The organism is Clostridium sp. CS001, from assembly GCF_020443565.1.
Taxonomy (GTDB): Bacteria; Bacillota; Clostridia; order Clostridiales; family Clostridiaceae; genus Clostridium_AD.
The window spans coordinates 41,234-67,858 of sequence record NZ_JAIZZN010000022.1 but is presented as its reverse complement, the minus strand read 5'-3'; the positions used below and the strand labels follow the sequence as shown (position 1 = coordinate 67,858).

Annotated in this window: 26 protein-coding genes; 2 read left to right on the top strand and 24 right to left on the bottom strand. The window is 29.3% G+C overall.

The features are described 5' to 3' along the window. Nucleotides 1-234 precede the first annotated feature (234 nt). The 11 genes from LGK97_RS14105 to LGK97_RS14055 all read right to left on the bottom strand — a co-directional run bounded on the left by LGK97_RS14105 (nucleotide 235) and on the right by LGK97_RS14055 (nucleotide 6,877). Nucleotides 235-675 carry a GNAT family N-acetyltransferase gene (locus LGK97_RS14105; RefSeq protein WP_226260397.1) on the bottom strand — a complete coding sequence of 147 codons (441 nt, stop codon included), beginning with the start codon at nucleotides 673-675 and terminating at the stop codon, nucleotides 235-237. Nucleotides 676-722: 47 nt separating this feature from the next. After that, nucleotides 723-968: a hypothetical protein gene (locus LGK97_RS14100; RefSeq protein WP_226260396.1), complete on the bottom strand. Its 246-nt coding sequence runs from the start codon at nucleotides 966-968 to the stop codon at nucleotides 723-725. Nucleotides 969-1,018: 50 nt separating this feature from the next. Further along, nucleotides 1,019-1,693: an HD domain-containing protein gene (locus LGK97_RS14095; RefSeq protein WP_226260395.1), complete on the bottom strand. Its 675-nt coding sequence runs from the start codon at nucleotides 1,691-1,693 to the stop codon at nucleotides 1,019-1,021. 87 nt (nucleotides 1,694-1,780) lie between these two features. Beyond that, nucleotides 1,781-2,344: an NUDIX hydrolase gene (locus tag LGK97_RS14090; RefSeq protein WP_226260394.1), complete on the bottom strand. Its 564-nt coding sequence runs from the start codon at nucleotides 2,342-2,344 to the stop codon at nucleotides 1,781-1,783. Between the two features lie 97 nt (nucleotides 2,345-2,441). Beyond that, on the bottom strand, nucleotides 2,442-2,645 hold the full coding sequence (locus tag LGK97_RS14085; protein WP_226260393.1) for a hypothetical protein: 204 nt from the start codon (nucleotides 2,643-2,645) through the stop codon (nucleotides 2,442-2,444). 91 nt (nucleotides 2,646-2,736) lie between these two features. Beyond that, the gene (locus LGK97_RS14080) at nucleotides 2,737-2,928 is read right to left on the bottom strand and encodes a hypothetical protein (RefSeq protein WP_226260392.1); all 192 of its coding nucleotides are present in this window, start codon (nucleotides 2,926-2,928) and stop codon (nucleotides 2,737-2,739) included. 101 nt (nucleotides 2,929-3,029) lie between these two features. Then, nucleotides 3,030-3,539: a GNAT family N-acetyltransferase gene (locus LGK97_RS14075; protein WP_226260391.1), complete on the bottom strand. Its 510-nt coding sequence runs from the start codon at nucleotides 3,537-3,539 to the stop codon at nucleotides 3,030-3,032. 105 nt (nucleotides 3,540-3,644) lie between these two features. After that, complete coding sequence (locus tag LGK97_RS14070) at nucleotides 3,645-4,508, bottom strand: alpha/beta hydrolase (RefSeq protein WP_226260390.1); 864 nt, start codon at nucleotides 4,506-4,508, stop codon at nucleotides 3,645-3,647. A gap of 134 nt (nucleotides 4,509-4,642) precedes the next feature. Further along, nucleotides 4,643-5,122, bottom strand: coding sequence for an NUDIX hydrolase (locus LGK97_RS14065; protein ID WP_226260389.1), 480 nt, complete (start codon nucleotides 5,120-5,122; stop codon nucleotides 4,643-4,645). A 939-nt stretch (nucleotides 5,123-6,061) separates the two neighbouring features. Continuing rightward, nucleotides 6,062-6,409 carry a hypothetical protein gene (locus tag LGK97_RS14060; RefSeq protein WP_226260388.1) on the bottom strand — a complete coding sequence of 116 codons (348 nt, stop codon included), beginning with the start codon at nucleotides 6,407-6,409 and terminating at the stop codon, nucleotides 6,062-6,064. A gap of 96 nt (nucleotides 6,410-6,505) precedes the next feature. Next, entirely contained in the window at nucleotides 6,506-6,877 is a 372-nt protein-coding gene (locus LGK97_RS14055) for a hypothetical protein (protein ID WP_226260387.1), read from the bottom strand. A 514-nt stretch (nucleotides 6,878-7,391) separates the two neighbouring features. Here LGK97_RS14055 and LGK97_RS14050 point away from each other — a divergent pair. Continuing rightward, nucleotides 7,392-8,375: a ParM/StbA family protein gene (locus LGK97_RS14050; protein ID WP_226260386.1), complete on the top strand. Its 984-nt coding sequence runs from the start codon at nucleotides 7,392-7,394 to the stop codon at nucleotides 8,373-8,375. Continuing rightward, nucleotides 8,362-8,640, top strand: coding sequence for a hypothetical protein (locus tag LGK97_RS14045; protein ID WP_226260385.1), 279 nt, complete (start codon nucleotides 8,362-8,364; stop codon nucleotides 8,638-8,640). Before LGK97_RS14050 ends, LGK97_RS14045 begins: the two co-directional genes overlap by 14 nt. Nucleotides 8,641-8,716: 76 nt before the next feature. On the opposite strand, the gene LGK97_RS14040 is transcribed toward LGK97_RS14045, so the two are convergent. The 13 genes from LGK97_RS14040 to LGK97_RS13980 all read right to left on the bottom strand — a co-directional run bounded on the left by LGK97_RS14040 (nucleotide 8,717) and on the right by LGK97_RS13980 (nucleotide 26,619). After that, nucleotides 8,717-9,049, bottom strand: coding sequence for a hypothetical protein (locus tag LGK97_RS14040; RefSeq protein ID WP_226260384.1), 333 nt, complete (start codon nucleotides 9,047-9,049; stop codon nucleotides 8,717-8,719). A 134-nt stretch (nucleotides 9,050-9,183) separates the two neighbouring features. Next, entirely contained in the window at nucleotides 9,184-9,519 is a 336-nt protein-coding gene (locus tag LGK97_RS14035) for a hypothetical protein (protein WP_226260383.1), read from the bottom strand. A 223-nt stretch (nucleotides 9,520-9,742) separates the two neighbouring features. Continuing rightward, entirely contained in the window at nucleotides 9,743-11,791 is a 2,049-nt protein-coding gene (brxL, locus tag LGK97_RS14030; RefSeq protein ID WP_226260382.1) for a protease Lon-related BREX system protein BrxL, read from the bottom strand. Nucleotides 11,792-11,813: 22 nt separating this feature from the next. Continuing rightward, nucleotides 11,814-14,366: a BREX-1 system phosphatase PglZ type A gene (gene pglZ / locus LGK97_RS14025; protein WP_226260381.1), complete on the bottom strand. Its 2,553-nt coding sequence runs from the start codon at nucleotides 14,364-14,366 to the stop codon at nucleotides 11,814-11,816. 134 nt (nucleotides 14,367-14,500) lie between these two features. After that, a complete protein-coding gene (pglX, locus tag LGK97_RS14020) occupies nucleotides 14,501-18,067 on the bottom strand; it encodes a BREX-1 system adenine-specific DNA-methyltransferase PglX (protein ID WP_226260380.1) in 3,567 nt (1,188 codons plus the stop codon). 62 nt (nucleotides 18,068-18,129) lie between these two features. Beyond that, entirely contained in the window at nucleotides 18,130-21,699 is a 3,570-nt protein-coding gene (gene brxC, locus LGK97_RS14015; protein WP_226260379.1) for a BREX system P-loop protein BrxC, read from the bottom strand. A 91-nt stretch (nucleotides 21,700-21,790) separates the two neighbouring features. After that, nucleotides 21,791-22,366: a DUF1788 domain-containing protein gene (locus LGK97_RS14010; RefSeq protein WP_226260378.1), complete on the bottom strand. Its 576-nt coding sequence runs from the start codon at nucleotides 22,364-22,366 to the stop codon at nucleotides 21,791-21,793. An 11-nt stretch (nucleotides 22,367-22,377) separates the two neighbouring features. Next, a complete protein-coding gene (locus LGK97_RS14005) occupies nucleotides 22,378-23,085 on the bottom strand; it encodes a DUF1819 family protein (RefSeq protein WP_226260377.1) in 708 nt (235 codons plus the stop codon). Between the two features lie 243 nt (nucleotides 23,086-23,328). Next, nucleotides 23,329-24,069, bottom strand: coding sequence for a hypothetical protein (locus tag LGK97_RS14000; RefSeq protein WP_226260376.1), 741 nt, complete (start codon nucleotides 24,067-24,069; stop codon nucleotides 23,329-23,331). Between the two features lie 185 nt (nucleotides 24,070-24,254). Then, nucleotides 24,255-24,497, bottom strand: a complete 243-nt coding sequence (locus LGK97_RS13995) for a hypothetical protein (protein ID WP_226260375.1) — start codon at nucleotides 24,495-24,497, stop codon at nucleotides 24,255-24,257. Between the two features lie 213 nt (nucleotides 24,498-24,710). Continuing rightward, nucleotides 24,711-24,926, bottom strand: a complete 216-nt coding sequence (locus tag LGK97_RS13990; protein ID WP_226260374.1) for a hypothetical protein — start codon at nucleotides 24,924-24,926, stop codon at nucleotides 24,711-24,713. A 107-nt stretch (nucleotides 24,927-25,033) separates the two neighbouring features. Next, complete coding sequence (locus tag LGK97_RS13985; protein ID WP_226260373.1) at nucleotides 25,034-25,666, bottom strand: hypothetical protein; 633 nt, start codon at nucleotides 25,664-25,666, stop codon at nucleotides 25,034-25,036. Between the two features lie 398 nt (nucleotides 25,667-26,064). Then, a complete protein-coding gene (locus LGK97_RS13980) occupies nucleotides 26,065-26,619 on the bottom strand; it encodes a hypothetical protein (protein WP_226260372.1) in 555 nt (184 codons plus the stop codon). Between the last annotated feature and the right edge of the window lie 6 nt (nucleotides 26,620-26,625).

Here is a 26,625-nt window from a genome sequence, read left to right as displayed (position 1 = left end):
TTGTACAATTCAGTAGATTTCATAAAATTCCTCCATTATATTATTTTTAGTTTTATTTTGGAACTGTTTATTTGATACGTAAAATATAAACTCTACTTCACACTTTCTTACAGAGTTGCAATAACCCTAAAGCATGATTACCACAAACTTAAATAACATTCTGTAGCAAAAATATTGACAGTTATAAATTTAGTATTGGACTATTTTACTGTTCTGTTAGAAGAAAGAATCCTCTTATTGAAAAAATTTCTTATATCCTTTTACTATATCACCTTTGAATCCAACTGATTCATAAAACTTTTGGGCCCATGTTCTGTGCATTCCTGTTACAAGCATAATAAACGAACATCCTTTTTCAATTGCAACTTTTTCAATACTTGCCATTAAGCTATTACCTATACCCATTCGCCTACATTCTTCAGAAACAATTACATTTTCTACAATCATAAATGGTTTGCACGAGCCTTTAAAGTCGATATTTATAATTCCAATTAATGAACCTACTATTTTGCCTTCATTCTTTGCACATAAAACTATATAATTAGGATTATCTTTTATTAGTTCATAATTTTCATTCATCTTTAATATATCAGTATTTAATCCTTGAAATCCCGTATCATATAGTATTTTTAATCCATTTAAATCATTTTTAGATAATGAAGTTATTGTTATCATTCTTATTCTCCTTATATATTTGCATAATATAGATTATTTCAATAATTTCAAAGTGCATAAAACCCCAAATTTCCGCAACCACTGTCAAATGCATTCCCATTCTTTAATAACTCTCTATCAAAATATGAAATAAGGTTTTCATCAGGAATATTTTTTAAAAATGGAATTGGTTTTTCTTTATCGAAATAGAAATTACTCCACCATTTTCCATATTTATTTTCTAAGAGATTATATAAAATAATAAGTATGTCATTTTCATTTTTAATAATCTCTGAATTAATTTTTTCCAACATTGTTGGTTACCCTCTTATAATAATCGTAGAAAAATCCTGTGAAATTAACCCTACTCAATGCCTTCTATCTCTAACTTTAATCTATTAAAATATTCTTCCATAAATTCGAGCCTTCTTTTTCCTATTTCTTTAGCTTTTTTTGTGTACAATTTATCAGGTATCTTTTTAAACTTTACTTCATATTCAATAAAAGGTGAATGTCTTGAAACATCTCTTATCCTTCCATTTTCAACAGTATTATCACTTAAATAATTATCAAGTGGTTCATTTACTGTTAATCTTTGTCCAAATTGTCCTGCTAACATAAAAGTACGAGCGATTCCACTTGCTCCAATAACATCAAGTTTATCTGAATCGAAAAGTATCTTTGCTTCTATTGTATTAGGTTGGTTTCCTGTTCTAAATCTATGTGCCATAATGCAGTGCTTTATCTTCTCTATCTTTTCTTCTTTATATTCCAATTTTCTTAATATGTCCCCTGCAATTTCACTACCTAACACAGCATGGTCAATTTCTCCTGTTTTATCTTGACTCTCTTCTACTCTTGCAATATCATGCAACAATGCTGACGGAATAAGAACTTCTAAATCAACATCTTTCTCATGTTTTGAAAGTAACAAGCAAAGATTGTACACCCTAAATACATGGTCTAAATTGTGAGCTGAACAAGTTAATTTATCTCGAACAATTTCTATGATTTTTTTATGGTTTGTATCTATATCCATTAATATAGCTCCTTTTCATCTCGCATAAAGTACATTTTGTATCTTGCCACATATAACCTTATAAGCACATTACATATAATTTCCTATTTATACTGGTAATTTTTCAATTCTGGATATTATTTTATTGTAAATTTTCTTCATATGGGATTCGCTTGAGTATATATCCATCTCACTGATCGGTATCCACTTAACAGCACTATTCTCATCTGGTTTAATAATAATCTGCTCATTCTCATCAGCCTGAACTAAATATACTACTGATATATGTAAGTGTGATGAAACATACTTTCCTTTTCTAAAATGTCCTAACAAAGATAAAATATCTAATGAAATAATCTTATTAGTGATAGGAATAATATCTTTTACTCCTGTTTCTTCTTCAATCTCTGATATAGCAACACCTAATAAATTTTCCTCACCGTCCGCATGGCCGCCTGGCAAAGACCATGCATTGAATATATTATGATGTACCATTAATGCTTTATCTTTATCTTTATTTATTACAAACCCAGAACTTGTTATATGAATAATTTCATTATCTCTCTTTAAAATATCATCAAATATATTTATATATTTCAATATTACTTCCTTATCTTTTCTCTCTTGCTCATTGGAAGGTACAAATTCTTCTATTGAGTCAATCCAACTCACATTCTCACCTACCTTCTCAAATATAATAGTTATAAAATACTATCCTTCATCAATCGTAAAATTATTGATTTATAGTTTTTCAAGCATACGAACTGAATCATATATTATTTTCTTTTTCAATGTTTTCTTTTTTTGACTTTTCATATAAATTATTAAGAACATAAAGTCCTGGACAAAAGAAACCAACCATGCCAAATGCCATAACAGCTGAACCATTAACATGACTACCATCAATCCCTAAACATAACACTGCTAACATACCTAAAAATCCACAACCTATTGATAATAAAATTAACTTCATATCTATCTCCTTCTAAAAGCTTTACTTTAAAATCTTTTTCGATAGTGCTTTAATCGTAGATTTATAATTGATTTACTTAATATTATTTAAATTAAATAAATTCATCAACGATTCCAACTACAAGTATCAATAGAATAATATTAAGGATAGTTGAAATACACATATTCATTATTTTGTTTTTAACAAGCAATTTATTGTTGAAATTAGTAATAATTTTATATAAGTCTGTATACCACCATATACAAGAAGCAATCATAATTGCCCCTATAATTAGTACTACCATAGTTCTCCCCCTCATTCATTGATTTGGATAATCTTTAGTTCGTGTTTATCTACATGGTTGAAACAATCTCCAAACCATTGTTATTGCAACATCTTAGAATATCATGCATTAGTAGATGTATTCAAATCATATCTATAAACAAGTCCATCTTCTCCAGATGGATGCCTAAACTTTAGAAAACCTAATTTTTCAAAAACATTTCTTGATTTTAGATTATCTGCATAGACTTCTGCAATCACCGAATTGGCATTTAGTTTGTTCCTCGAATAATTTATATAACCACGAGTAATTTCTTTGGCATACCCCTTATACCAGCACATTTTACGTAATCTGAATCCAATTTCAAACTCTCCGTCTTTACTTGTTTTAACTATAAATGCCATACCTATTTTTGTTTTTTCATTCTTATCTTCAACACAAAATACCCCAGTTCCAGGGAAATTTGAATATTGACCTATCCATTTTTTAATATCCTTTTGACAATCTTCGTAGGACATAGAATCCCAACTATTATATCTAATACATTCTGGGTCATTATTAATATCATAGATTAAATCAATATCTTCATGATTAAATCCTCTAATAATAAGCCTTTCAGTTTCTAATATCATTTAACACCGCCCCCAATATTAATTCACAATATTTTATAATTGTTCATCTATCGTAGTTTTGCAATAGTTGAATATTACAAGAATATTCCGTAACAGAATAACTTTCTATTTAAACCAATATAATACCTCTTTAACTACTTCATTAGGCTTATCCCAGTGAAGTAGATGACTTGCTCCTTCGATTCTTTTTATTCTTGAATTTGTACCATTGCAAAACTTTTCAACTAAAATTTCTCTAATCTCAATCATTGACTCTGGCAATGTGCTTTGTAATAAATAGATTGATTTTGGCAACTTATCATAAATAGAATTAGGCGGATAGTGATACATTGACTTTATTGCACCCGTGGCAGTAAAGCCATTTGCATGCCATCTATATTTATCATTTTCTATTCTTATTAAATCTGCTGAGGCTTCTTCTAATAAGTTAGACCATCTTATATAATTGCTTTTCTCTACTTCTATATGCTCTTCTAAGGTATCAAAACAATAGTCATCAAAATCACTAATATAATAATCTATCTCTCGTTGTAATGAACTAATACTTTCTGATCTGGAAGCTCTATAAGCATACAACTCAGTCTTTATGTAATATCCACCATCTAATAACAGAGTCTTAATTACTTTTGGTGGATAAGTATATAAATAGTGAAGTGCAATGTCCGCTCCATACGAATGTGCTAATAGATAAAAACTATGCTCTGTTATAGTGGAAATAACTTTATCAACCCAACTAATCATATTAGGCATTTCATAATTTTCTTCTTTTTCAAAAGGAGGTGTTTTCCCATGTCCAGGTAAATCTATGGCTATAATATGATACTTATTCTTTAATAAATGTCCTAACTCAATAAAACTCAGGCTTGTACTACCTAAACCATGAAAACATATAATTGTTGGATTTTCTTCATCTCCCCACTCATGAATTCTTGCATCAATTCCATCTTTATTAATAAAAACCTCTTTCATTTCTTTCTCCTTACAAATTATTTAAAATATATTTAGTTCACCGCACTGTACTATCCTTCCCAAATCATATAATTGTGATTGTGGAATAAATTATGCACGTTGTGACATAACTAAAGATGATTATGACTTAATTATCAAATATACTGCACTCCATGAATAATATAAGGGTTACGAGAGAATATAGCATAAGTAACTCTTCCATCATCATTGAGCATACACTTTACCCTATCTCTCATAAAATCTTCACCAATTAATTCTAATATTTGTTCTCTATCAAACCAATCCACTTCAAGACTTTCTTCGCTTGTGGTTAGTTCACCTGAAATTGCCTTACCAGTAAATCCAAAGTTTACAATTGAGCCAATAGGGCTAACTCCATCAGGCTGAACTCTGCTTTCTATATTTGAATGCACTGTCCTCAAATTACCAATCTCAATATCTATCCCAGTTTCTTCTTTTATCTCCCTCTTTAATGCGTCAGTAAGAGGTTCTCCTGCCTCTACTTGTCCACCTGGAATCTCCCATCCTCTATCTGGGCTTTTAACCATCAGTATTTTCCCTTCATTATTTTCTATTAATCCTCCAACTGAAACAATATGTACTGGATAATTCATAATATCTCCACTCCTCTTTAACTCCTCTTTAACTCATCATTAATTACGCTGAACATGAAATTGCAAAATCACATTTTTCATTTTTTTACACCTATATTATCAACATTTCATACAGCCTAATGCCTATATCATACTTTTCGCTTGTTTAATCAATTCATAGGCAAATCCATTTTGACGATATGATGGATCAATATTACCACACCATTTTTCATTAACATCAACATCATTCCACCCCAGTATATCTGTAATTAAATATTTAATAACTTCTCCTGCATTTTGTTCAACTTTTGGTCTCTACAAAAGTCTATTTACAAACTTTCTAATATCTTTAGTCAAAACCATTTTATAAAATTTCTATTGCCGATAACTTATATAATTCATCTTTATTAACTTTCACATTTATATAAACTTTCCCACTTTACATTATTATACCATTTATTACATTTAAGCTCCATATTTACATATAACTTTATATTTACTATTCGTAGCAACTGATTTCTCTAATATAAAAGAATATACAAAAGCTCTGGAATACTCCAGAGCTTAGCTCTCAAACTTTTTATGCCGTTTAGAATACAACACTCTTGTCGAACAGTTTTTTCTTACTTCTTATTAATCTAAGTAATCTTTAAAATAATTACAAAAATGAAGTGAAAATATAAATAACACAAACATTTGAATACCTAATATAACCATATCTTTTTGGTTCTGCATAATATTCACGAATATAAAAATACAGCAGGCAAGCAAGCCAATATTACTCATAACAAATAATATTCTACACATATTCTTAACTAATTTCCTTAGTTTTTCCTCCATAAAAATCTCCTTACAACTCTTATTATGTATCATATTTGCTAATTAACCTTCTAACACCTAACTGATCACTAATTATATTTACATTGACCATTTCGAATTCTTCTACATTATTACTATCTCTTAATTTTGTCCTTTTGGAACAGCTCTTTTACCCTCCTCAAATTTCTCTCTAAAATCTAATATATAAACTTTCCATTTTTCTTCTCCAAATCCTACAATTTTAAATATATCTTCATCTGTAAAATCAGTATTAGAAAACAGCTTACTGCATATTTTCGCCTTTAAACTAAGGTTCTCATCATTCCTACCGTACTTTTCACCCTCTTCAAAACCATTCTTAAAAGAACTTGTAATTATATCTGTAAAATTATCGTTAACCATTTCCATTACTTTCGACATTTGATTTTGCAAATTGTTGCTGTTCTGGTTGTTATAATTCCAAACATCATAAATACTATTTTCATCCATATTTTTAAATTCTCCTTTCAATCTTGCTACCACTTACTCCTAATAATAGATTTGGTAGTATCCCTTAAAGAGTCTTAGGTATGTTAGTATCTATATCTAATCCACAAACACATCTTCATTTATTACATATTTAATTTTATTATCATATAATGCTTTTAAATATCCTTCTACAAAAGCACTGAAACTATTTGGATTATCTGTATATTTAGCAATCAATTTATAATTTTGATTGTAAAATTCCCTTTCTTTAAAATTACTCTTGTAGCAACTCTCTTTGTCTTTGTAAAAGGAGGTAATTGTTAGGATTACAGATTCCCTTTTGTTAAACAACCTACCTTCTAACAGTAGTTCCAACAGTTCTTTGTTCCTTCTTACACCTTCAGTTTCAAAAAGTTCTTGAGGTATTGTGGTCTTCGTCCTTGTTAGTATAGTATCACTTGTTTTATTCTTATTTCTATTAATCGCCATTTTACATATCTCCTTTTTCTATAACTTTTCCAATTTGCTCAAACGCCAATTATTACTTAGTTTAGCTGTTTTACCTTTTCCATAAGATAATACATCCCCTCTTTTTTTATTCATATTTAACCTTATTATGTATGATGTTGCCTTAGTAACATTATTAAAAAAGACCACACGATAGCTTTTAATAATTCCTGCTATCTGTGCGGTCTTTATATCTATACATATTTAGTTTTTTATTAAAATGTTTTTCTGGTATTCCTAATGGAATACTTAGAGTTTTAATCATAATACCCATGATTGCCTCCTAAAACTTTATTAAGCTTACTCTTAATCTTAATAGAGTTATTATATCACTAATTCGCCTGGGAAAGTTGAGTTAACTTGAATATATTGTATTTCTATCTTAGTCGCACCGTTTCGTGCTTAATCCTACTTTTGTAAGACCATATAGTGAGAATAAGTCCGACCTTAAATGCTTATCATATAAAAAATACAATAATGGAGGAATAAAGAAATCATGACAAATATATTAATTGGTTCGGATACTGGAAAATATAGTACGAAAAGCATAGCTAAAATAAATGGTGTTATCGTAAAGGACATATTCAGAACAAAAGTACAAGAAATCAGCAATCTTGGAGCAGAACTTTCCAATAACTCTTATAATATCGAATTTGGAGGGAAATCATATTTGATAGGAGATATGCTAAGTGAAGATAAATGTGATTATAATATCAGCAAAAGTTCAATAAACCATCAACTCTGTATATACTTAGCTATATGTAATATGATTGATAAAAGTGGTGCAATGGCTTTTGGGGTTCCCAATGTGTATTTAGCGTTAAATGTACCTATAAATATCTATAAGAACAAAACACTTAAACAGGAGTACACTGAACTAATACAACGAGAAGGTCAAGTAATTCCAATGAAAGTAAACGGTAGGTCATTCGTATTTAAAATCAATTTAGTATTACCACTCCCCGAAGCTGTAGCATCAATATATTCAAATATTGCTGAATTTAGAGATAAGAAAGCTACTATTATAGATTGTGGCTCATTAAATACAAGTTATTGCACGTTTAATAGCTTAGTTCCACAATTAGAAAGTATGGTAATAGCTAACTCTGGTATTAATGTTCTACGGTCTACAATAGCTGAGAGGTTAACCACCGTTTGCGGGACATTGGTTTCAAATGACGACACAGAACAAGTCCTCAAAAGTGGGTATTTATATGTAGATGGAGTTAAGATAGAAGAAAGTAAATCAATTGTTGAAGGTCTGATAAGAGAGCATGTTCTCGAAATATTTAACTACGCTAAGAGTAGAGGTATAAGTTTCAATAATACCACTGTATTATTTAGTGGCGGAGGTACTATTCTGTTGAAAAAATACATAATTGAAGTATATCCAAATGCTATATTTGAAAAAGACCCTCAGTATGCTAACGTCCTTAGCTATTTTAGTGTATTGGAGATAAAGTATAATGGCAAAAAATAAAGTATCTATTAGCTTCTCGAAGGAGTACTTAGATATATATGCATTTCTTAAAACCAAGCATAATATTAGTTCTTACATATGTGAATTAATAAGACTGGATTTAGGTGTATCTAACGAAATTAGTGATTTTGAGTCTAAAGTAGAAGCGATATTTGAGAAACTATTAAAGAACAAGCAGTTATCTTATAATTCCGATAACATGATTGAAAATGATGAAAATGCCCCTACGAGTGAAGATGTCGATTTAATTATGAATCTTTTCTAATATAACTTAAAACAAACTAATTGCATATATTGTTGCAATTAGTTTGTTTTTTATGTAATGACATCTAATAAATCCACTACAATTTTTCTATATAAATACTTCTTATATCTTCTATGAGCTTCTGACTAATATCTGCTTTACAAGTACACACTACTATATTTTCATCTTTGCTTTTGTATGGTCCTATTGTTATGTACCCTTTCTTTAATCTAATTGTTGCAATATTAGCTTGAGACCTCGGATTATTTTCATACATCCCCCTAACCTTTAGTACAAGTACAGGTTCGTTTCTTTCTATTATCACATAATTCATATTGCCTAATTTTTCAATTAAATCTTGTAGTAGTTCCTGCACTTTAAAATCTGAGTTTTTATAAATTGCACTATCAAAAAATTCATCTATATTCATATTAATACTCCTCTCAAAATAGACTTAAGGCTTGCTTATCATAAAATTATATGGATTTTCAGCTATTACAGCATTAGCTTGTACAATATTAAGATAAATTTTAATAAAAGTGATATTATAAATTTTGTTTCTGTTTATTCTGAGAGTTTAAGAAGAATTTTCAGATTCCTTTCTGTACCTATTTTATGGTCTTTCCAAAGTTCATTCTGAATATCTACCTCATAATTATTTTCGCATATATTAGATTGATATTGGATAACCTTACTATAGAAAAAATTTAATTGCTTATCGGAAACAATATTAACCTTAAACCAATTCTCGCCAAAATCAACAATTGTAGCGAAATCAGCAATATACCAGAGAAATGCCTTCCACCAAATGTCTCCACTATTCTGCCATTTTAAAATCTTAGTTATTGTTATATTGTTTACCCCACTGGAAAAACCATGACTTAATTCTCTACCCCTCATATCTAATCTCCCCCCTATTAGTTGAAATCCTACTTAGTTTATATTTGTCCAATTCTATTACTGTCTAAAATAATATCTTCACACAGGTTTCTAATAGTAAGAGATTTGTGATTTTACTCTACTATAATAAACATTGTCTAAAATCTAAACCTTATCATTTCTTTCAGTTCTCAATTATTTATTCCCATTAATTTAACAATTGAAAAATAATTATCAGTTAAACTTAACTTACTCCCAACCCCTTATACACAGCATCAATAGGATCTGAATAGAATATTGGTTGAACCTTAATAAGCAACTCTGGTGGAACAGTTTGAAAATCAGCAACTGCTGAAGCAGGTATTAAAACTTTCTTAGCTCCCGCATCAACACAAACCTGTAAACAGTTAGCAAAGCCTTCTATCTTACTTATAGTTCCTCCAACAGTCATATTGCCTAATACAGCAAGACTTTCTTGAACAGGCTTCTCTAAAGCACCTGAACAAAGTCCTATGAGTTCGCCAATACCCAATTCTGCAGTTAATCCTATTCCTTGCATATCACTAATGTGCATCAAAAAATCCTTTGTTTTTGTGCTTATAGAATTACTAATGCTCTTCGAATTTGATGTAAAATACCTAAAGGCAGTATCTAAGGATTCTTTTACATCCCTGTTTGAACCTGCTCCAGACTTTTCAAATTTTCCATTTCCACTTACTACTTGGTTTTCAATTTTATATACACCAATCATTCCAGAATCTCCATGTCCAACAACATACACATGTCCTGGCTTTCCAAGTCCTTCTGGTATAAGCTTTCCTCCACCTTGTTCTGGAACTGAAACAAACTCTTCATTTAAGCTTTCCTTATCTATATAAGAGAAATGAACATCATAAAATTCCATTCCACCTATCTTCTTGAGCTGTTCCTTTACTCTTCGCCTTCCTACAAGGGCATACTTTAATACCTCTTCTAAATCTTCTTTAGTAAATTCTCCATTAGGGTGTATTAGTTTTAGAAGTCCTGAAACAGTCTTTCTAACAGCTATAACATCCCTTTGATTTAGATTATTACCAAGTTTGAAGTATCTATCTATAGCATCAGAGAATGAACGTTTTCTCATTTCTCTAAAAAACTCAGCCATGTAATCAACAATAAATCCATAATTATCTGTTAAAAACTCAGGTCTCATTTTAGGAATCTCCCAACCAGGTATATAAAAGTGCATCCTGTCAAAGAAAGCACAATCATTAGCCATTTCTTCTGGGAATGGAGCAAATAAATGAGAAGTTTTTATCAGTGAATCTAAACTTTGATTAATATTTCCTACAAAAACCATGGATGCAGAAGCAGTTTTCTCTTCTTTTCCTCTTGAAAAAGAACCAGAGGCCATATAATCCTTCATAATCTGTATTCCATCTTTATCTTTGAAACTAATCCCAGCAACTTCATCAAACGCAACCGCATCCCACATACCAACTAATCCAACTTTTCTGGTAGACATATTATAAAAAAGATTAGCAACGGTACTTTGACCTCCTGAAACTAATATACTATTAGGTGAAATTTCTTTATAAACATGTGATTTACCTGTACCTCTTGGTCCAAGTTCACATACGTTATAATTATTCTCGACTAACGGTACAAGTCTCTCAAGTAAATGCCACTTAACTTTATCTTCAAGTTGGGTGCATTCCATCCCAGTTGAACGGACAATAATATCTATCCATTCTTCCTTTGTGAAGTTTTTTCTTCCCTCAAATATTTCTGTAATGTCCATATTAGGCATTTGAATTGGCTTTAAACTTGATATACTAAATGGATTTGAATTTTTTATCTCTTCATCAAAGAAATAATCCATCTTTAAAATACACCATATACCACCTTGAAGTAGCTTATCAAATTCTTTAACATAGCTCGGAGATATAGTCACACCTTTTAGTCCAAGGTTAGAAAACTCTGCCTCATACCTATCCATTTTTTCATTTAGCTTTACTGTAAGTTTATCTATTATGGTAAATTGTCCGAGTTCTCTAACTTTAGATTTTATTTTCTCCGCCTCATCTGGTCGTACAAAGTTTTGAGAAAGAATATCCTTTACCCGTGCCACACCTTCATTTATAGTATCTTCATCATCAGTAGCACAATACATTCCTAAAAGATATTCAAGTACATAAACTGGTACGTTTGCCCCTTCTTTAATGGATTTCGTAAGGTCTTTTCTAACTACCCTACCAGAAAAATATTTATTGAGCTTCTTATCTAAATCTAAACTAATTCCATCGTTCTCCATTTATATCCTCCCCAAACCTTTCTTAAAAATCAAAATCGCTTGCTATTCCTAAATTGATGACGAATGGTATTTCTTCTAATACAATTCCTGTTTCTTTATCTTTAATAGTAAGATAATATTTCTTATTTCTATCATAATTCATGGCTTTTAATGTTAACTTAATTTTGAAAACTCGTTCCTCTGGTCTATCATTATTTGAATCAGCTATCATGGTTTCAATATTAGAAACAATATTCTTTTCAGTATCCATCATATATACTTCTAACGTTGATGAAGTTATCTTTTTATTTATTTTTTCTGTTTGAAAAAAATTAAGCTTAAATATACTATTGGTAATCTTTCTAACCTCATTTGTTAGTTTAACTTTCACCTTTTCAGCCTTAATGCTATTTTTATATGAACTTCTTATATTCTTAAATGAAACTACTGGAACAACTAACTCTTGAAGAGTAGCTCCACCATGTACAAATTTACTACCTTCGCCCTGAACTTTAAACCTAATATTTGATTTTGGCATATAAGCAAATACATCATTTTCATTTAATAGATACTTCATATCTATTTTTAGAAGATTATCAATTTCTCTATTTTCTTTTGTAATGAAACTTCTTCTGTTCTTATCAATGACTTCAACAGCTTCTTTACCTATCTTGTCACTCTCTTCTAAATCGCTTCTCTGATATATAAATCCATGGTCTGCTGTAACAAGAACGTTTATTCCGCCAAGCCAATCAGTTATTTTATGAATTAAATCCAATATTTCATCTACAGCCTTTTGCACCGCTTCAACAGTATATATTTCTGTTGATCCCTTATCTGAAGTTGCATCTATAGTATCGTGATAGATATATACGAGCTTATATCCCTTTAGAGAATCCATAAATTCTATTTTATTTTTAGGTAATTTCTGATAATCAACAGCTATGCTATTATCAAAGCTTTTGATTAATATTTTGCTTCGATTTTGTACTCCACTACTGTCATTCCCATCTACAAATACTCTTCCATCATCTTTAATACTTATACTATCATGTGGAAGCAATGAAGCCATTCCTAATTTAGTTATTGATGGCACAGTAGATAACATTGAATATATAGACGTTGAATTAATTACTTGTTCGTTAAGCCTTTCAGCTATTTCTGCTCCTACCTCATACCTAAGTGCATCCGATATAATTACAAATACTCTATCACCATTAGAAAGCAAAGGATTAACGTAAGTGCTATAAAATTCCCTTTGATTAACTATTCCTGGTATTCTCCAATCCTTTTTCATATCCTCATTTATAGCAGAACTCCAATTAGTTCCAATCTCAGATAAATACCAATTCACATACAAATTTTCTGCTAATGATTTAAGTCTATTAATTACATTGCTCTCTGGTTGTAAGTCATAAAAATAATAAACTTTTCTATAATAAGTATCCATTTTATAATACTCTGTAACGTAGTCCTTAAATAACTTTTCATTATTCTTTTGGGGAATACCCATATTATACTTTTTATAAAACTTGTGCATTTCAACAACATTTAGTAGAGCCTCGTAAACCCCCTCATATTGTTCATAGAAATGTTTAGTCCGTCTTCCTCTTATAAGTTCTATAAATTTATCATAATCTTCACTTTTATTTTCCAAGCTATCCACTATATTTCTAATTATTGCCCTATCAAAGATTTTTAATATATCTATATTTTTATAATCTTCAATATCTAATTTTTCTATAAGTTGTACTGCATTAATTTCCTTCTCATACTCTTCTGATAACAAATCATACTTAATATAATCCGCTTTATGATTCATCCAATGGTCTATAAAAACAACACAATTAGGTTTATTTTTTCCGATAAACTCACTAATTCTGCTTAATTTATCCTCATTAATATAGCTACCTAACACAGTAGATATTATATGTACCAATAATTTTTTTAAAGTTTTATTCGCTTTGTCATATCCATACTTTATTTTTGCATAATTCCAAAATACTTTCTCTATGTTGTACTTTTCAAAAGCAGTATAATATTTATTGTCCTGCTCATTTAATGATTCCATCAAAACAATTTTTAGAACTTCTTCAAACTCTATAGTCTTTGAATTACATACTGCTCCTAAAATGCCTAATTCTAATTTTTCTGGTGTATCAATACTTTCTTCAAATTTATCAAACTTATTTCTTCTTTCCATGGAATTAAAAAATTCTTTATATTCACTAAATTTTTCCCTTAGGGAAATATCTATTTCAAGTTCCTTCATTGTTAAAGAAGTTTTATCAGCATAGAATTGCTCTGAGTATACAACTATATCTAATAGCCAGTTTTCTTTATTATCTTGGATTTTAACTGTGTTATATATTAAAAAATTAGATTCAACATCTTCTTCCTCGATAAGATATTTACTGTAAAAACTATTTTCAGATGTTAGCTTATGTATCCTAACTCCCTCTATATTAACCTCATCAATTACATCCTCAAATTCTTTTTCATAATCATTCCAAAAGATAATCTTTCGTTTTTCCCCATTTTTCAAAGGCAGATTAAATTCATTTCTAAGAGAATCTATTACATCAATGTTTGCCATTCCTTCATCTCCCTAAAGTAAAATTGTTTCATTCATACCGTTGCATTCTAATGTGAACAATATAAAGTAATTCAATTAGAAATAAGTCCCTATTATAATTATAACGTTTATAATAGGGACTATACAATTATATATTAAATTTTGGCTAATAAACCATTAAACTTCTCATAATTTACAACTACACCATCATCTAAATCAATTTCAATCTGCATATCAGCCATATGGTGAAGAACTTCATCATATTTCTTTAATTCATCTATCTGCTTATCAAGTTGGGTAAGTTTCTTCTTAGATTCACTCTTTTCTTTTGTTGTATAATCTCCTTCAACTACATCAAACAATGACTTTCTTTCCGTATCTAATCTATCTTGAAGTTCATGCAAATAGTCAGTTCTTATTCTTGATAATGTAGTCTTATCATATCTGTGCATATAAATAAAACAATTAAAGGCCTTTTGTTTTCCTGATGTAAACATCCAATAAATAGGTCTCTTCTTATATGTTTTTAGATGTTCTTTAAAGAAATCATTAACGAAGTATCTCCTTACAGTTTCTTTAGATGTTTCACTACTCTTCTTTCCAAGAGTTTCTGCTATAAAGTTAAGGTTTTCTATTAAATATTTTTCTCCAAAAGTAGCATTTACAAATTCTATAAATTTAGATACCATATCCTCTTGAAAGTAATTCTCTGAAAGTATCGGAATAATATTATTTTCATATACTTTAAAAGTAGTATACTTTGAAGGATTAAATACTCCGCCAGAATATACAATGCCATCTACGTCAAGGCTATAGCGTCCAAACATGCAACCTACCGCATAAGAAATAAAACTCTTTATATCACGGATTTTATCAGCCTCTCGAATTGTAACATCTTTTTTTTGAACTTCAGGCATCATTTCATCCTGTAAATTATAAATCTTACTAAATATGTAGTTTAATTCTTCTTCATTGGATTTGAGTAGAGAAAACTCATTTGCAGTTTTCGTCTCATATATATTGTATTTTGTTTCAATTTTATTGTTTCTAACATCCTTATCATAATTTTTCAAGAACGGATGAGTTTTAAAGTCCCATGATATTTCAAAGTTGTCCCAATCTACTTTTGAAATTGCTATATTACAATCAACAATTTTTTCTATTTTTGTTTTATAAATATCCGAAATTATTATAGGCATATTACATAAATTCCCAGGTTGAAAGTTCAATGTTGGATTTGAAGCTTTCAATGTTTCAAAAGCTAAATTTGTAGTTAGATAACCCAAAACATATTTAATCCTATCTGCGTCCATAAACATTGACGAACCACCAACATCAAAGAGAAATCCTTTAGGAAAATATCTTATTCCAAAATTTGCTGAACTAATAAATGTCCATGTTAATCCTTCATTAAAAATATAATCTAAGTTGTAATTATGCGAACGAATTTTTCCAGTTTTCTTATCTTTAAAGTTCTGTATTTCATATCCATCGTTTTCCCAATTTACTAATATTTCATTATTGCCATACCACTTACGAAAGTCTCCCCCTTTATTATATGGAAACCACTTCTTATTACTGCACTTAGCCTCTTCCCTTGATTGACATTCAAAGTCACATTTATTGATATTTACTTCATACCAATATCTAATAAATCTATTGTTATCCGCAGTAGCCATACCCAATCTTGGTTCTGCAATCTGTCCAAGTAATCTCCCATTTTCAAAGCATTTAATAAAATTTTCACTAACCCAATATGCAATAGACATTCCAGCAATTTTAGAGAAACTTTCTAATGTTATTGCTTTATACCTTTCATTAATTGTAGGAAACTCAAATGGGACCCCCTCTTCATTTGTTTCATAATATCTAATACAACAATATTGAGCTTTGTAGTTTTTAATTTTTGAGTTCTGCATTATAAATGCACTTGTTCCAAAACTAATACCTAAGCTTGTTCCACCCTTACCTAAATATGGCATATGGACTAAATTGGTAATGGTCTTCAATTTAATTATCTTATCTCTAAGATTTTGAAAACTCGATAAAAACATCCAACTCTCCATTGTAATCATAGAAATATATCCTTCTGATTTCACAAAGTTTAAAGCTTTCTCAATAAAGCAAGAAAACATATCTGATTTTGAATCAGGGTAATTTTCTTTAACAAAATTAGATAGCTTATTTCCCATTCCTTTGTTTCCCATATAAGGCGGGTTAGTACAAGCTACATCATATTTTTTACTCATTATCCTACCCTGTTTAAGTAATCCAGGTATCTTCTCCAAAATAATATTCTTATACTGTAATTCAAATAAGTCAGTTGTATCTCCATTCCTAATTTCTTCTATTCGTCTCCCAATTATATCAAAATCAATTTCTTTAACTTCTAATATAGAACCATATTCCTTCGCATCATTAAATACATTAATTAAGTATTCAACATCATCTCTATGAATTCTCTTTTCAATTTCAGTTTCCTTTGAATTAACTAAAAATTCTATTGCTTCTTCTGGAAACCCATTGCTCTCTTGAATAGAGCATATATTCAAATCAATTCGCTCCTTAAATATGCGACTATTATAACTTCTTGCCTTCATCATTACAGCAAAATAAGCAAGTTGTGAAGCTCTATCGTCTATATCCAAACCATAAAGATTTTTTGTAAGTATGAGTTTAGGAATTTCTCTCTCTGTATACCCTGCTGATTTATATATGTCATATAAAACTTCAAATAAATACACCAAAATATGCCCTGAGCCCATGCAACAATCAAAAACTTTTATTTCTTCTGGATTTATATTTTTATTCCTGATATCCTCTAATTGCTTTTGAACGTCTATCTCCTGCTCTGCCTCTTCTAAATAATACTTCCATTTAGACTTTAACTCTTCATCAGGGTGGCTCTCAATCCACAATCTACCTAATGAGTTTTCCACCATATACTTAACTATCCAATCTGGTGTAAACAATTGTGTAGCTGATGGTATATTTTCTTTAGTAATCTTTATGTTTTTCTTTAAATTTTCAAAAACTTCATCTTTCTTTTCAGAAATATAATACTGATAAAGCCACCCAATAATCTCTACATCTTCCCAATCGCTTTCTTCCATAGTTTTAGTGTCTGTAAGCCTTCTAACAAAAGCCCCCTCATTTAAAAGACCATTTGGAAGTAGTAATTCTGTATAGTGACCTATTTCTTGAAACATGTATGGAAGGATTTTATTTAAAGAGTTACATTGAGCTATTATCATATACTTAAATAGCCCTTCCATATCATTATTTAATTTCATTTCATAAATCTTATGCTTATCTACAGGTAGGTCTACGTTACTGGCTTCTTTAATTAATTCTGGTTCGACATTTCCTTCAGTAGCAGAAGATAACACTCTTACTTTTGTTGGAAGATAGTTATTTACTTCCATAAATCTTAGAGCTGTAAATCTATTAAACCAAGTATAAGCAACCTCTTCGATAATTTGCTTGTAACCATCTCCGCCTTCTTCATTTATAGACTTTATTTTCTCTATAAGTTTTTCCCTTTGTTGTTTTTCTTCTTTACTAAGTGGTTTTCCATTAATAACAATAGAATCACTACTCACTGTCTGAGAATTTTTGATTTTATCCTTTTCTATTCCATATTGCATCGCTTTTATTTTTATTTTTTCTATTAACTCTTTTCTGGACTCAATTGCAAAAATCTTAAGTGCATTCTTATTCATCTTAAACCTCCGTTTATTAGATAAATTAATAGGAGATAAATATAATCTCCCACTAACATTAATTATTCAATCTCTATTTCTTTATTATCATTTATAATGCTTCTGAGTTTATTTTTTAGTTCCCTAATATACACTTCGATGTCATCTACAGTCTTTAATGATTTAATTTCTACTAACCTTGCAACATTAACCTTTTCAACTTCCTTCGGTATTAATTCTGGTTGTACTATTGCAGGGTCTGCAATTGTTATCCCTTTATTCTCTTCTGCTTTTTTCTTCCTTTGATACTCTGAAATTTCTTTATTAATTGATTGATCAAAATATTCTCTTTTGTTACTGCTTTGAGTTATAGAAGCATCTATCTTGAATATATCAGTATATTCATCTATTTTTGAAATTAAGCTATTATAATAAGTCTTAATTAGTTCTTCTGTATCACTACTTACGCCATACTGATTTGATTTTAACAAACAATAATCAAAATCTTCTTTTATTTTTTCCTTGGATTTCATCTTTTTTTCTTCAACTATAGTATTAAACTTTTTTTCTATATTTTGAGCAATGTCAATAATATTTCTTATACGTTTATATGGGATTGGGTCATGTAAAATATCATCCAAGTCTTTTATATCTTGAATAAGTGCTTCATTTAAATAGTCTTTATTCTCTTGACACTTCTTAGAAATATTTAATCCTTTATCAAATATATCAATTTGATTATCAAAAAAAGCAACAGCATAGGCACTATCATCTACCCAGTCAAGCAATTCATCCTCTTTCTCTTTTAATGATGTAAAGAAAGTTAAATTATCTTTATTTTCAATTATTTCTTTAAAGGTATTTACTCCTTTTTCAAACAAGCTCTTCCCTGGATATTTCCTGCTTCCAAATCTGTTTATATATTCCTTTAAATCATGAATTTTTGTAATAATTTTATCTCTTACAGCCCTCGCTAATCCGTCTTCATCATCTGGTAGATTAATTTTCCCAAATACCTCTAAGCTTATATTTTTAACAGCCCTTATAAGCGGTTCATCTACTTTTACTTTCTTATTAATTATAACTTTATCTACTTCTGTTGATTTTGTTAAAGCATCGACTACTTTATTCGCACTATCTATTTCTAAAAATTCTCCATTTAATCTTAATTTTATTTTCTGTTGTTTAAATAGCTTTGCTACTACTCCAGAAATATCTATTTCATTCCAACCATAAGGTGCATCTTTAAATCTGTTTAATACTATCTTCATTCTAATTTGCTGAAGATTATCTTCTTGAAGGCATATAAAATTAAATACCTCAGTTTCAGCCAGTTCATTATTGTATTGCTCTACAGCGTCAAAACCTAACTGCTCAACATTGTTTTTTAGAAGTGATACTACTTCACTTTCAGTTGATAGATTGCATTTAATGTACCCAAGTTTATTAAATATACTATTAACAAGTATACTAAATCCATAGTTTATTTTTTCTTTAGAACTTGCTCCTTTTATATCTACCTTTTCCCCATTTACAAAATATGTCCCTTGCAATATTGCACTTTCTAATAACTCTTTAGCCCTTAATTTTCTTAACCTCATTTCTCCCTGCTTTGTTGTAATAATAATTTGTATGTTTTCTGGTAGAGAATTTACATTCTTCTTTTTAATATATGAATCAATTTTCATTGCTTCAGTTAATTCCTCAATATACCCCTCACTACCACCCAGCTTAACAATCATTTCTTTATTTAAAAATGACTTGGATATAAGTTCATTATCACTCTTATAATAATCATCTGATAACGGGGTAAGAATATTTATTCCTATATTACTTGTTTGATTACCATAAGGCTTTTCATCCATCATTTTATTAAATGGGAATAAGTATGTTTTTGTGTGTCTAAATTTTGTATCCTCGTATATACCCGAAAAAACATAATTTGATAATTCCTTCTTTATAACATCTTCATCTATCTTTTCAAACTTAATCTCTCTATTAACATCTTGTTCTTCGTCAGTTAAAAAAGTGAAAGTTTCGCCATTCTTTTGAATAAGAGTATTAGATTGAAGTTTTCTTAATGACTCTTTAATTTTATCTTTTAGTTCTAATTTATCTTCATCTATACTATTAACCATAAGTGTTGCAATATTTTCTAAGTTTCCAGGTAATTCATCGCTTAAATATTTAATCATAAACAGCACTTTTAAAAGTTTTAAATTCATAGGATTCTCTTTAAGTTCTGGATTTTCAGAAGCTCTTTCAATAACTCGCGAAATGGTAGGATTTAAAAATTCTTCTATGGTATCATAAAAAGCATGAAAAGGAATTAAAATTCCTTCTTTATCATCAGCATATTTAAGAACCGATTCTTTATAGGCAGAAATCATTGACCTCTCACCTTCAGATAAATGCTTTCCTGAACTTCCATGCTTCCTTACCTGCTCAAATACATTTTGCAATATTTTAAACTGATATGGAACAAATGGATATACTTCTGCAAATTCTTTATCATCAACATATCCTATTAAGTCCTTCCTTGCATTATCAAAGCTTATAAGATTCTTTAGTATAGCACTTTTTTCTTTGTATAAATCCTTTAAAAGATATACTGCATCCTGTCCTTTTTCAAGAATACGCTTCTTTATTACTTCATCTACGGATATTGATGATAGGCTTAACCTTGTGTCAAATCTCCCTTGTATTTTTGAAAAGTCATTCCCTTTAACTTTAAATAAGGAATCTATGCTTTCTTGAGACGTTACCATTATCCAGACTTTACCTTTGCAATATGTACCTAAATCCTCAGCCACAGTTTGAAGATTTAGCATCAATGTAGGATTATCTCCTATGTATTGACCTATTTCATCTATAAGGAATATGAGATGAAAGTTTTTTCCTTTAGTATCTATATACTCTTTAACTTCTTTTGCAAACTTTTCAATACTTACCTCATAATCGCTAACGCCTTTCGTTACAAACTCATTTGCACTTTCAATAGATGTATTCAAAACCTTAGATATAGCCTTTGCAACAAAGTCTTTATCTAAAAAGAACCCATTTCTTCTATATATCCATTCCTTTCCACTGATACTATAAAACTCTTGTTTAAATTGCTCATAAACACCATCTTTTATAAGCTGTTGCTCCATATACGCTACCCCTGGTATTTCGTCACATAAACCACGATGTTCATTAAAAACTTTAACAAATATCCTCAATATAGCGTCTTCTTTGCTCTTATTGTTAATTGGATTTTTAGAATCAATATTAAATATTATGGTTTCTGTATCAGTATTAGCACCCTTTTTCATTTCTGCAAAAATCATTGGGTCTACTACTTTGTCTTTAAAGTAATCAATAGCCTCTTCGCCCTTAATTTTTTGATTGTCTAATAAGTATGATAATATTTTAAGGAAATGTGATTTACCACTTCCAAAAAAACCTGAAATCCAAACTCCCATTTTATCTGTATTTCCATTAAGACCTTTACTATAATTCTCATAGAACTTTGATAAATGCTTAGATATTTCTTTAGTAACAACATATTCATCTAACTCTTGGTAAATCTTTTTTTCATCTGTTTGCCCTACTTTTATAACCCCACTAATTTCACGCTCTATATCTCTACTAAACATATCTCTAATAATCATGCTAACCCCTCCTGAAATTCATCATTCTGTACTTGAACATTATTGTTTTCTCGCTCTTGTCTTTATATGTAAGCTACTTTTTTTTGTAAGATTATTTATCTGTAATTAATGGAAATGCCCTATAATAATTTTCATCTTTAAATAAATTAAATAGCGTTAAGTCCTGTCCACTAAAATGGCCAGGATAAAATACTACCAATGGCTTCTTACTTAGAAATTGTTGTAAACTATTAAGGATGTTATGAGAACGCATAAAAGGATAACACTTTCCTATACCAGTTAAAAATATTAAGTCATGGCCTTCTGATTCTTTAGTTATTTTTTGAGCAAACATCTCAGATGTTATAAATGGTGTTACCGCATTAAGCACATATTCTTTACCCTCTTCTTGCTCTAAATAAATAATCTTTTCAAAAATATCTTCTTCTTTCAAAAGCTCTATAAAAATTTTATATAAATCAAACTCTATAACTTTTCTATTAGAATCCACTTTATTTAGTTCCTTCTTTATATATTGAACATATTGCCTAACAACTAACTCTTCTTTTGGATCATAGTCAAATATGTAGTAACTAATTTCATTGCCAAGGCCTCTTCCCTGAATAAATTTTTCTGTTTTAACTTTATCTACAATTTTTTGAAGTCTATCATATACATCATTCAACATTCTTCACTTCCTTATCTTATATATTCTCCCATTGCTTCAATATACCCTCTATCTCCTATGTTTATGAGATAGTCTTTAAGCTCTGGTGGTATTATTAATCTACTTAGTTTTCCTGTTTTGATATTTTCAAGTATCCCTACTTCTGTCAATATCTTAAGTATCACTTGTTTTAACTTTCTATTAGTCACCTCAGACCATTGGGCAACTGTTTCGCTTTGTTCTGCTTTGGCTATAAAAAAAATATTTATATCTTTTTTCTCTAAAATATCATTATTAAATTCCAATCTTTCTCTAATCACTTCATTCATAAACTCAAAAAAGAGCCTATTAGTTTTCATAATAATATATAAATTAACTATCTTACCTATTTCCATTGGCTCACTTATTATAGTCTTAATTAAATACTCATCTAATACTTTTACCCTTACAATTATTGCAGACATTATTTTATTAGAACTACTCTTAGATTTATATTGAAATATGTTTTCTTCATTAACTTTGTCTTTTATTTCTTTATCAGATAATCCTTCAACCTTCAATTTCAATACCTGCTTTAATTCATAGTATGAGAAAGAAGCACTGGTTAACGTTGAAGTATATTCAAGTTTTTTTATCATAATATATTCACATCCTTGACCAAATATGTTGTATCTTTTTTTTACTTTAGGTCCCTCTATTCTATCATATAATACACTTATTTGACTATTCACTACTGGCATTAGTGTTAATCCAATTAAAGCAAATGTCTTTATAATTTTACCACATATTTGAATAAGTTTATAATAGCAGGGTATATAATCTTATTTTAAAAATTTGAATTTGTAATAAAGATTTTATTAACTAATTTAATGCATTTAATACTGATTGTTTTTTTATACTACACTCCTAAGATAAAAATTATAATATGCATATAAATAGAAAGAACGCTGTAATATGAAGATGTATTACAGCGTTCTTTCTATTTATATGATTTCCTTTATATATACTTCTTTATCCCACCTACCACCTACATCCTCCCGACCAATAGCATAATCGCATAACTCCTCTAACTCATCTTTGCATGTCTCTACGGTTATATATATGGTATCAAAGTTTTTTTCATCACTCTCCTCCAACCATTGCCACTCATATCTATCTACTAAATACCCCATTCCTAAGGGACAAATGTTACCAGTTTTATATACTTTGTTGATTTTTGATTCACATATTTCACGTATATTATCACCATCTGTTGACAAGTAGTGAGTAAATTCTGGTGCAACTACTTTTCCAATTTTCTTACAGTATAATATTTCACTTCTTTCTTCAATACTTTGTAATTGTTCTATAAATTTATCTCTGTCGTTAAGTTTATCAATATATTTCTCATATTTTTTAGCGTCTGTTTCTTTTTCAAACAAAACTCCGTGTTCTACAAAGTTCCAAACTCCCTTTGGATTAAAGCCATCAGTATGCTTTAAAAATTTAGTATCATTAACATAAAAAACTCTTTTCTGTTTTGCACCAATTTTAATAGCCTTCTTGACATTTACATTATTTGAATCTATATCCATATCTACGTCAACTACTACATTACCTTCTGTTATGAAGTACAGTGTTTCGGTAATGGACATTTCCCCTATCAATGCTTCAAGCTGTGCTGAATAGTAATTTTGTTCATATCCCTTTGCGTCTGTTAATTGTAATACCTTAAGTTTCTTCATAAATTAATTTCCTCCGTTTTTTTATAGTTTACAATCCATTCCATATTGATATTTTCCTCTGAAATATTTCTTATCCCTACTAATCATTATGTATGTATCTCTATTTTTAATAACTTAATAAGCTATCAATGAAGTTCTGCAACACTGCACAGTTTAAATTTTTATACTCCATCAATCATTTAATTTCATTTTCTCTGTTCTTCATACTTCTTAAATTCATCGTTTCCAATACACATACAGAATGCTCTTCTTAATATTCGTATTTCCAGATCAACATCAAGCTCTATTAATTCTTCTATTTTACAACCTTGATGTATTGAAATACCTTCATCTTCAATGAAAATACCATATTTCTCTTTACTAATTTCACATTCGCAGTGTAATGAATATTTATTTTTCAGCACATCAGAAATATGATTAATATTCAAAGGCTAATTTTCCCTCTAATTTTCTTACCTTATCCTCACACAATACGTTAACTTTTTTCATTATCAAACTTCTCCTTAATCTTACATTTCTAATATCTTATTCAATCATCCCGTTCTGAATATTCTGAACGCTTATATTATAGAGATATCAAGAACTTTAGTATTTTAATATATTAAATATTTTTGATTCATTAATTATACTGTATTCACTTCTTAGTGGATCTCCGTGTACGATTCCCACTCATAACCATCTGGTATTTCCTGTTCACTATCAAAATAAGGTTCATAATAGATTTCATCTTCTTCCTCTTCATTAGAAACATCATACTTTTTCTTGTTTATTAAAGAAGAAGGTGTGCTTTTCCCCCAGATTATACCCCCTTCACAATTAAAATCATCGTCGAATTTACTATCATTTGTATTTTCCATTAGAAACATCTCCTTAGTATTTATTTTTTTACCCGTAAATTCAGAGATCGCACTCGACCATTATTGTCTTTATTCTCTAAGTTCCGTTCAAATTATATTTCTACTATTTATAAACCAACTTGGTAATCTTCGCTTTTAATTAATTCAATAATTTTATTTATAAATTGAACTGATATGAGATCATTTATTTCTTTTCCTTTTGTAACTAAGTTCTCAATTTCAATTATTTTGATATTATTTTCTGCGACCATCTTATTAGCTTCACTTATATTAATGGGAATATGGAATGAATAATTATTAGTTTCATAAAATAGATAATAATTACTGATTTCTTCATCTTCAATTACATCTATAAAATCCACCATTTCCATTCTATCTTCATCAAAATAACTTCCGCAGTATATAGCCTTCTTCACCATTTCCTCATATTGGTCATCGTAACTGTAATAACATATCTCATTTTCATAAATGAGATTTTCCATATGTATACAGGTTGGTTTAAGTAGTTTCTTTAGAAGAAAATCCTTTAGGCTATAATACTCTCGTTCTTTAGCTTTGTACTTATCTACAGTGTCAAAATAACGCTTGTAGTTACTTTGCTTTCCCTTATCATAATATTTATTCTTATTATCCCTACAATTTTTAGCCCTTTTATTTAATGAATAAACTGCCATCTCAACCATTTCCATCGTTATTACCTTGTCCCTTATATTTTCAATAAATTCTTTTGTTGTTTTCATTGAACTCCACTCCTTTAGCATTAAATTTACCTGGATTATTTTAATTCTGCCGAACTATTTCTTTAATTATTTCAACATCAAATTTGATATTATTTAAAATTTGTTTTGTAATTTGTTTAGACATTTTAATTTGCATCTTGGGTAACACTCCAATGTTATCCCAAGCATTTCATCTACCCCATTGCTATGCGATTTAAAATTCCTTTGATTTATTAATATACATCACCTCCAATTAATTTTATTGCATATTGTCAATTTGCTTTTTATTTATTGACCATGACTTTATTATATGCACATTTTTGCCGGTTGTCAACTTATTTTTAAAAAATATTATATTGTCAACAAATTGCATAAAAAAAAGACACACCTTATTAGGTTGTATCTTATCAACCAATATTTTATTTTAACTTCCTTACACTCTTCCTGTAATCATCCAATTCCTCAATTATCTTTTTAAGTACATACATTGTATTCTCTTCATTTACTGTAGCGAATTCATTAACATCATTTAACAGTCTAATTAGTATTTCTTTTTCGGTACTACTTAATAATTGCTTTTCATTGCTGTTTTCTATTTTCTTTGAAATATCTATATCGTTTATGCGTATCATTGATTCAATACTGCTTTGTCTTGAATTACCATTTAAAATATTTTCATGACCAAAACTCTTTAAAACTTCATTAAAATCTAAGTTGAATTTTTCTATTAGGATACATGCAATAGAGAATGACACACCTTCCCGATTGCCATTTTCTATACGATTCATATAGGAGGCCGTCACTAATGCTTTATCTTTTTTAACTAAAACTCCATCTTCTAATTCTTCAACCTCTACTGTTAGCTCCTTCTCGATTTCTTTAAGAGTCTTGCCTAATTTTTTACGTTCCCTCTTAAGTATCGATCCGAAGGATAAACTTTCATTATTAACATCCTCAATATAATCATTTTTCATTGTAAT

Excerpts from the sequence above, each read along its gene's own strand:
- LGK97_RS14105 (WP_226260397.1), bottom strand. The coding sequence starts at position 675 with ATGATAACAATAACTTCATTATCTAAAAATGATTTAAATGGATTAAAA.
- LGK97_RS14100 (WP_226260396.1), bottom strand. The coding sequence starts at position 968 with ATGTTGGAAAAAATTAATTCAGAGATTATTAAAAATGAAAATGACATA.
- LGK97_RS14095 (WP_226260395.1), bottom strand. The coding sequence starts at position 1,693 with ATGGATATAGATACAAACCATAAAAAAATCATAGAAATTGTTCGAGAT.
- LGK97_RS14085 (WP_226260393.1), bottom strand. The coding sequence starts at position 2,645 with ATGAAGTTAATTTTATTATCAATAGGTTGTGGATTTTTAGGTATGTTA.
- LGK97_RS14080 (WP_226260392.1), bottom strand. The coding sequence starts at position 2,928 with ATGGTAGTACTAATTATAGGGGCAATTATGATTGCTTCTTGTATATGG.
- LGK97_RS14075 (WP_226260391.1), bottom strand. The coding sequence starts at position 3,539 with ATGATATTAGAAACTGAAAGGCTTATTATTAGAGGATTTAATCATGAA.
- LGK97_RS14070 (WP_226260390.1), bottom strand. The coding sequence starts at position 4,508 with ATGAAAGAGGTTTTTATTAATAAAGATGGAATTGATGCAAGAATTCAT.
- LGK97_RS14065 (WP_226260389.1), bottom strand. The coding sequence starts at position 5,122 with ATGAATTATCCAGTACATATTGTTTCAGTTGGAGGATTAATAGAAAAT.
- LGK97_RS14060 (WP_226260388.1), bottom strand. The coding sequence starts at position 6,409 with ATGGATGAAAATAGTATTTATGATGTTTGGAATTATAACAACCAGAAC.
- LGK97_RS14055 (WP_226260387.1), bottom strand. The coding sequence starts at position 6,877 with ATGGCGATTAATAGAAATAAGAATAAAACAAGTGATACTATACTAACA.
- LGK97_RS14050 (WP_226260386.1), top strand. The coding sequence starts at position 7,392 with ATGACAAATATATTAATTGGTTCGGATACTGGAAAATATAGTACGAAA.
- LGK97_RS14045 (WP_226260385.1), top strand. The coding sequence starts at position 8,362 with ATGGCAAAAAATAAAGTATCTATTAGCTTCTCGAAGGAGTACTTAGAT.
- LGK97_RS14040 (WP_226260384.1), bottom strand. The coding sequence starts at position 9,049 with ATGAATATAGATGAATTTTTTGATAGTGCAATTTATAAAAACTCAGAT.
- LGK97_RS14035 (WP_226260383.1), bottom strand. The coding sequence starts at position 9,519 with ATGAGGGGTAGAGAATTAAGTCATGGTTTTTCCAGTGGGGTAAACAAT.
- brxL (WP_226260382.1), bottom strand. The coding sequence starts at position 11,791 with ATGGAGAACGATGGAATTAGTTTAGATTTAGATAAGAAGCTCAATAAA.
- pglZ (WP_226260381.1), bottom strand. The coding sequence starts at position 14,366 with ATGGCAAACATTGATGTAATAGATTCTCTTAGAAATGAATTTAATCTG.
- pglX (WP_226260380.1), bottom strand. The coding sequence starts at position 18,067 with ATGAATAAGAATGCACTTAAGATTTTTGCAATTGAGTCCAGAAAAGAG.
- brxC (WP_226260379.1), bottom strand. The coding sequence starts at position 21,699 with ATGATTATTAGAGATATGTTTAGTAGAGATATAGAGCGTGAAATTAGT.
- LGK97_RS14010 (WP_226260378.1), bottom strand. The coding sequence starts at position 22,366 with ATGTTGAATGATGTATATGATAGACTTCAAAAAATTGTAGATAAAGTT.
- LGK97_RS14005 (WP_226260377.1), bottom strand. The coding sequence starts at position 23,085 with ATGCCAGTAGTGAATAGTCAAATAAGTGTATTATATGATAGAATAGAG.
- LGK97_RS14000 (WP_226260376.1), bottom strand. The coding sequence starts at position 24,069 with ATGAAGAAACTTAAGGTATTACAATTAACAGACGCAAAGGGATATGAA.
- LGK97_RS13990 (WP_226260374.1), bottom strand. The coding sequence starts at position 24,926 with ATGGAAAATACAAATGATAGTAAATTCGACGATGATTTTAATTGTGAA.
- LGK97_RS13985 (WP_226260373.1), bottom strand. The coding sequence starts at position 25,666 with ATGAAAACAACAAAAGAATTTATTGAAAATATAAGGGACAAGGTAATA.
- LGK97_RS13980 (WP_226260372.1), bottom strand. The coding sequence starts at position 26,619 with ATGAAAAATGATTATATTGAGGATGTTAATAATGAAAGTTTATCCTTC.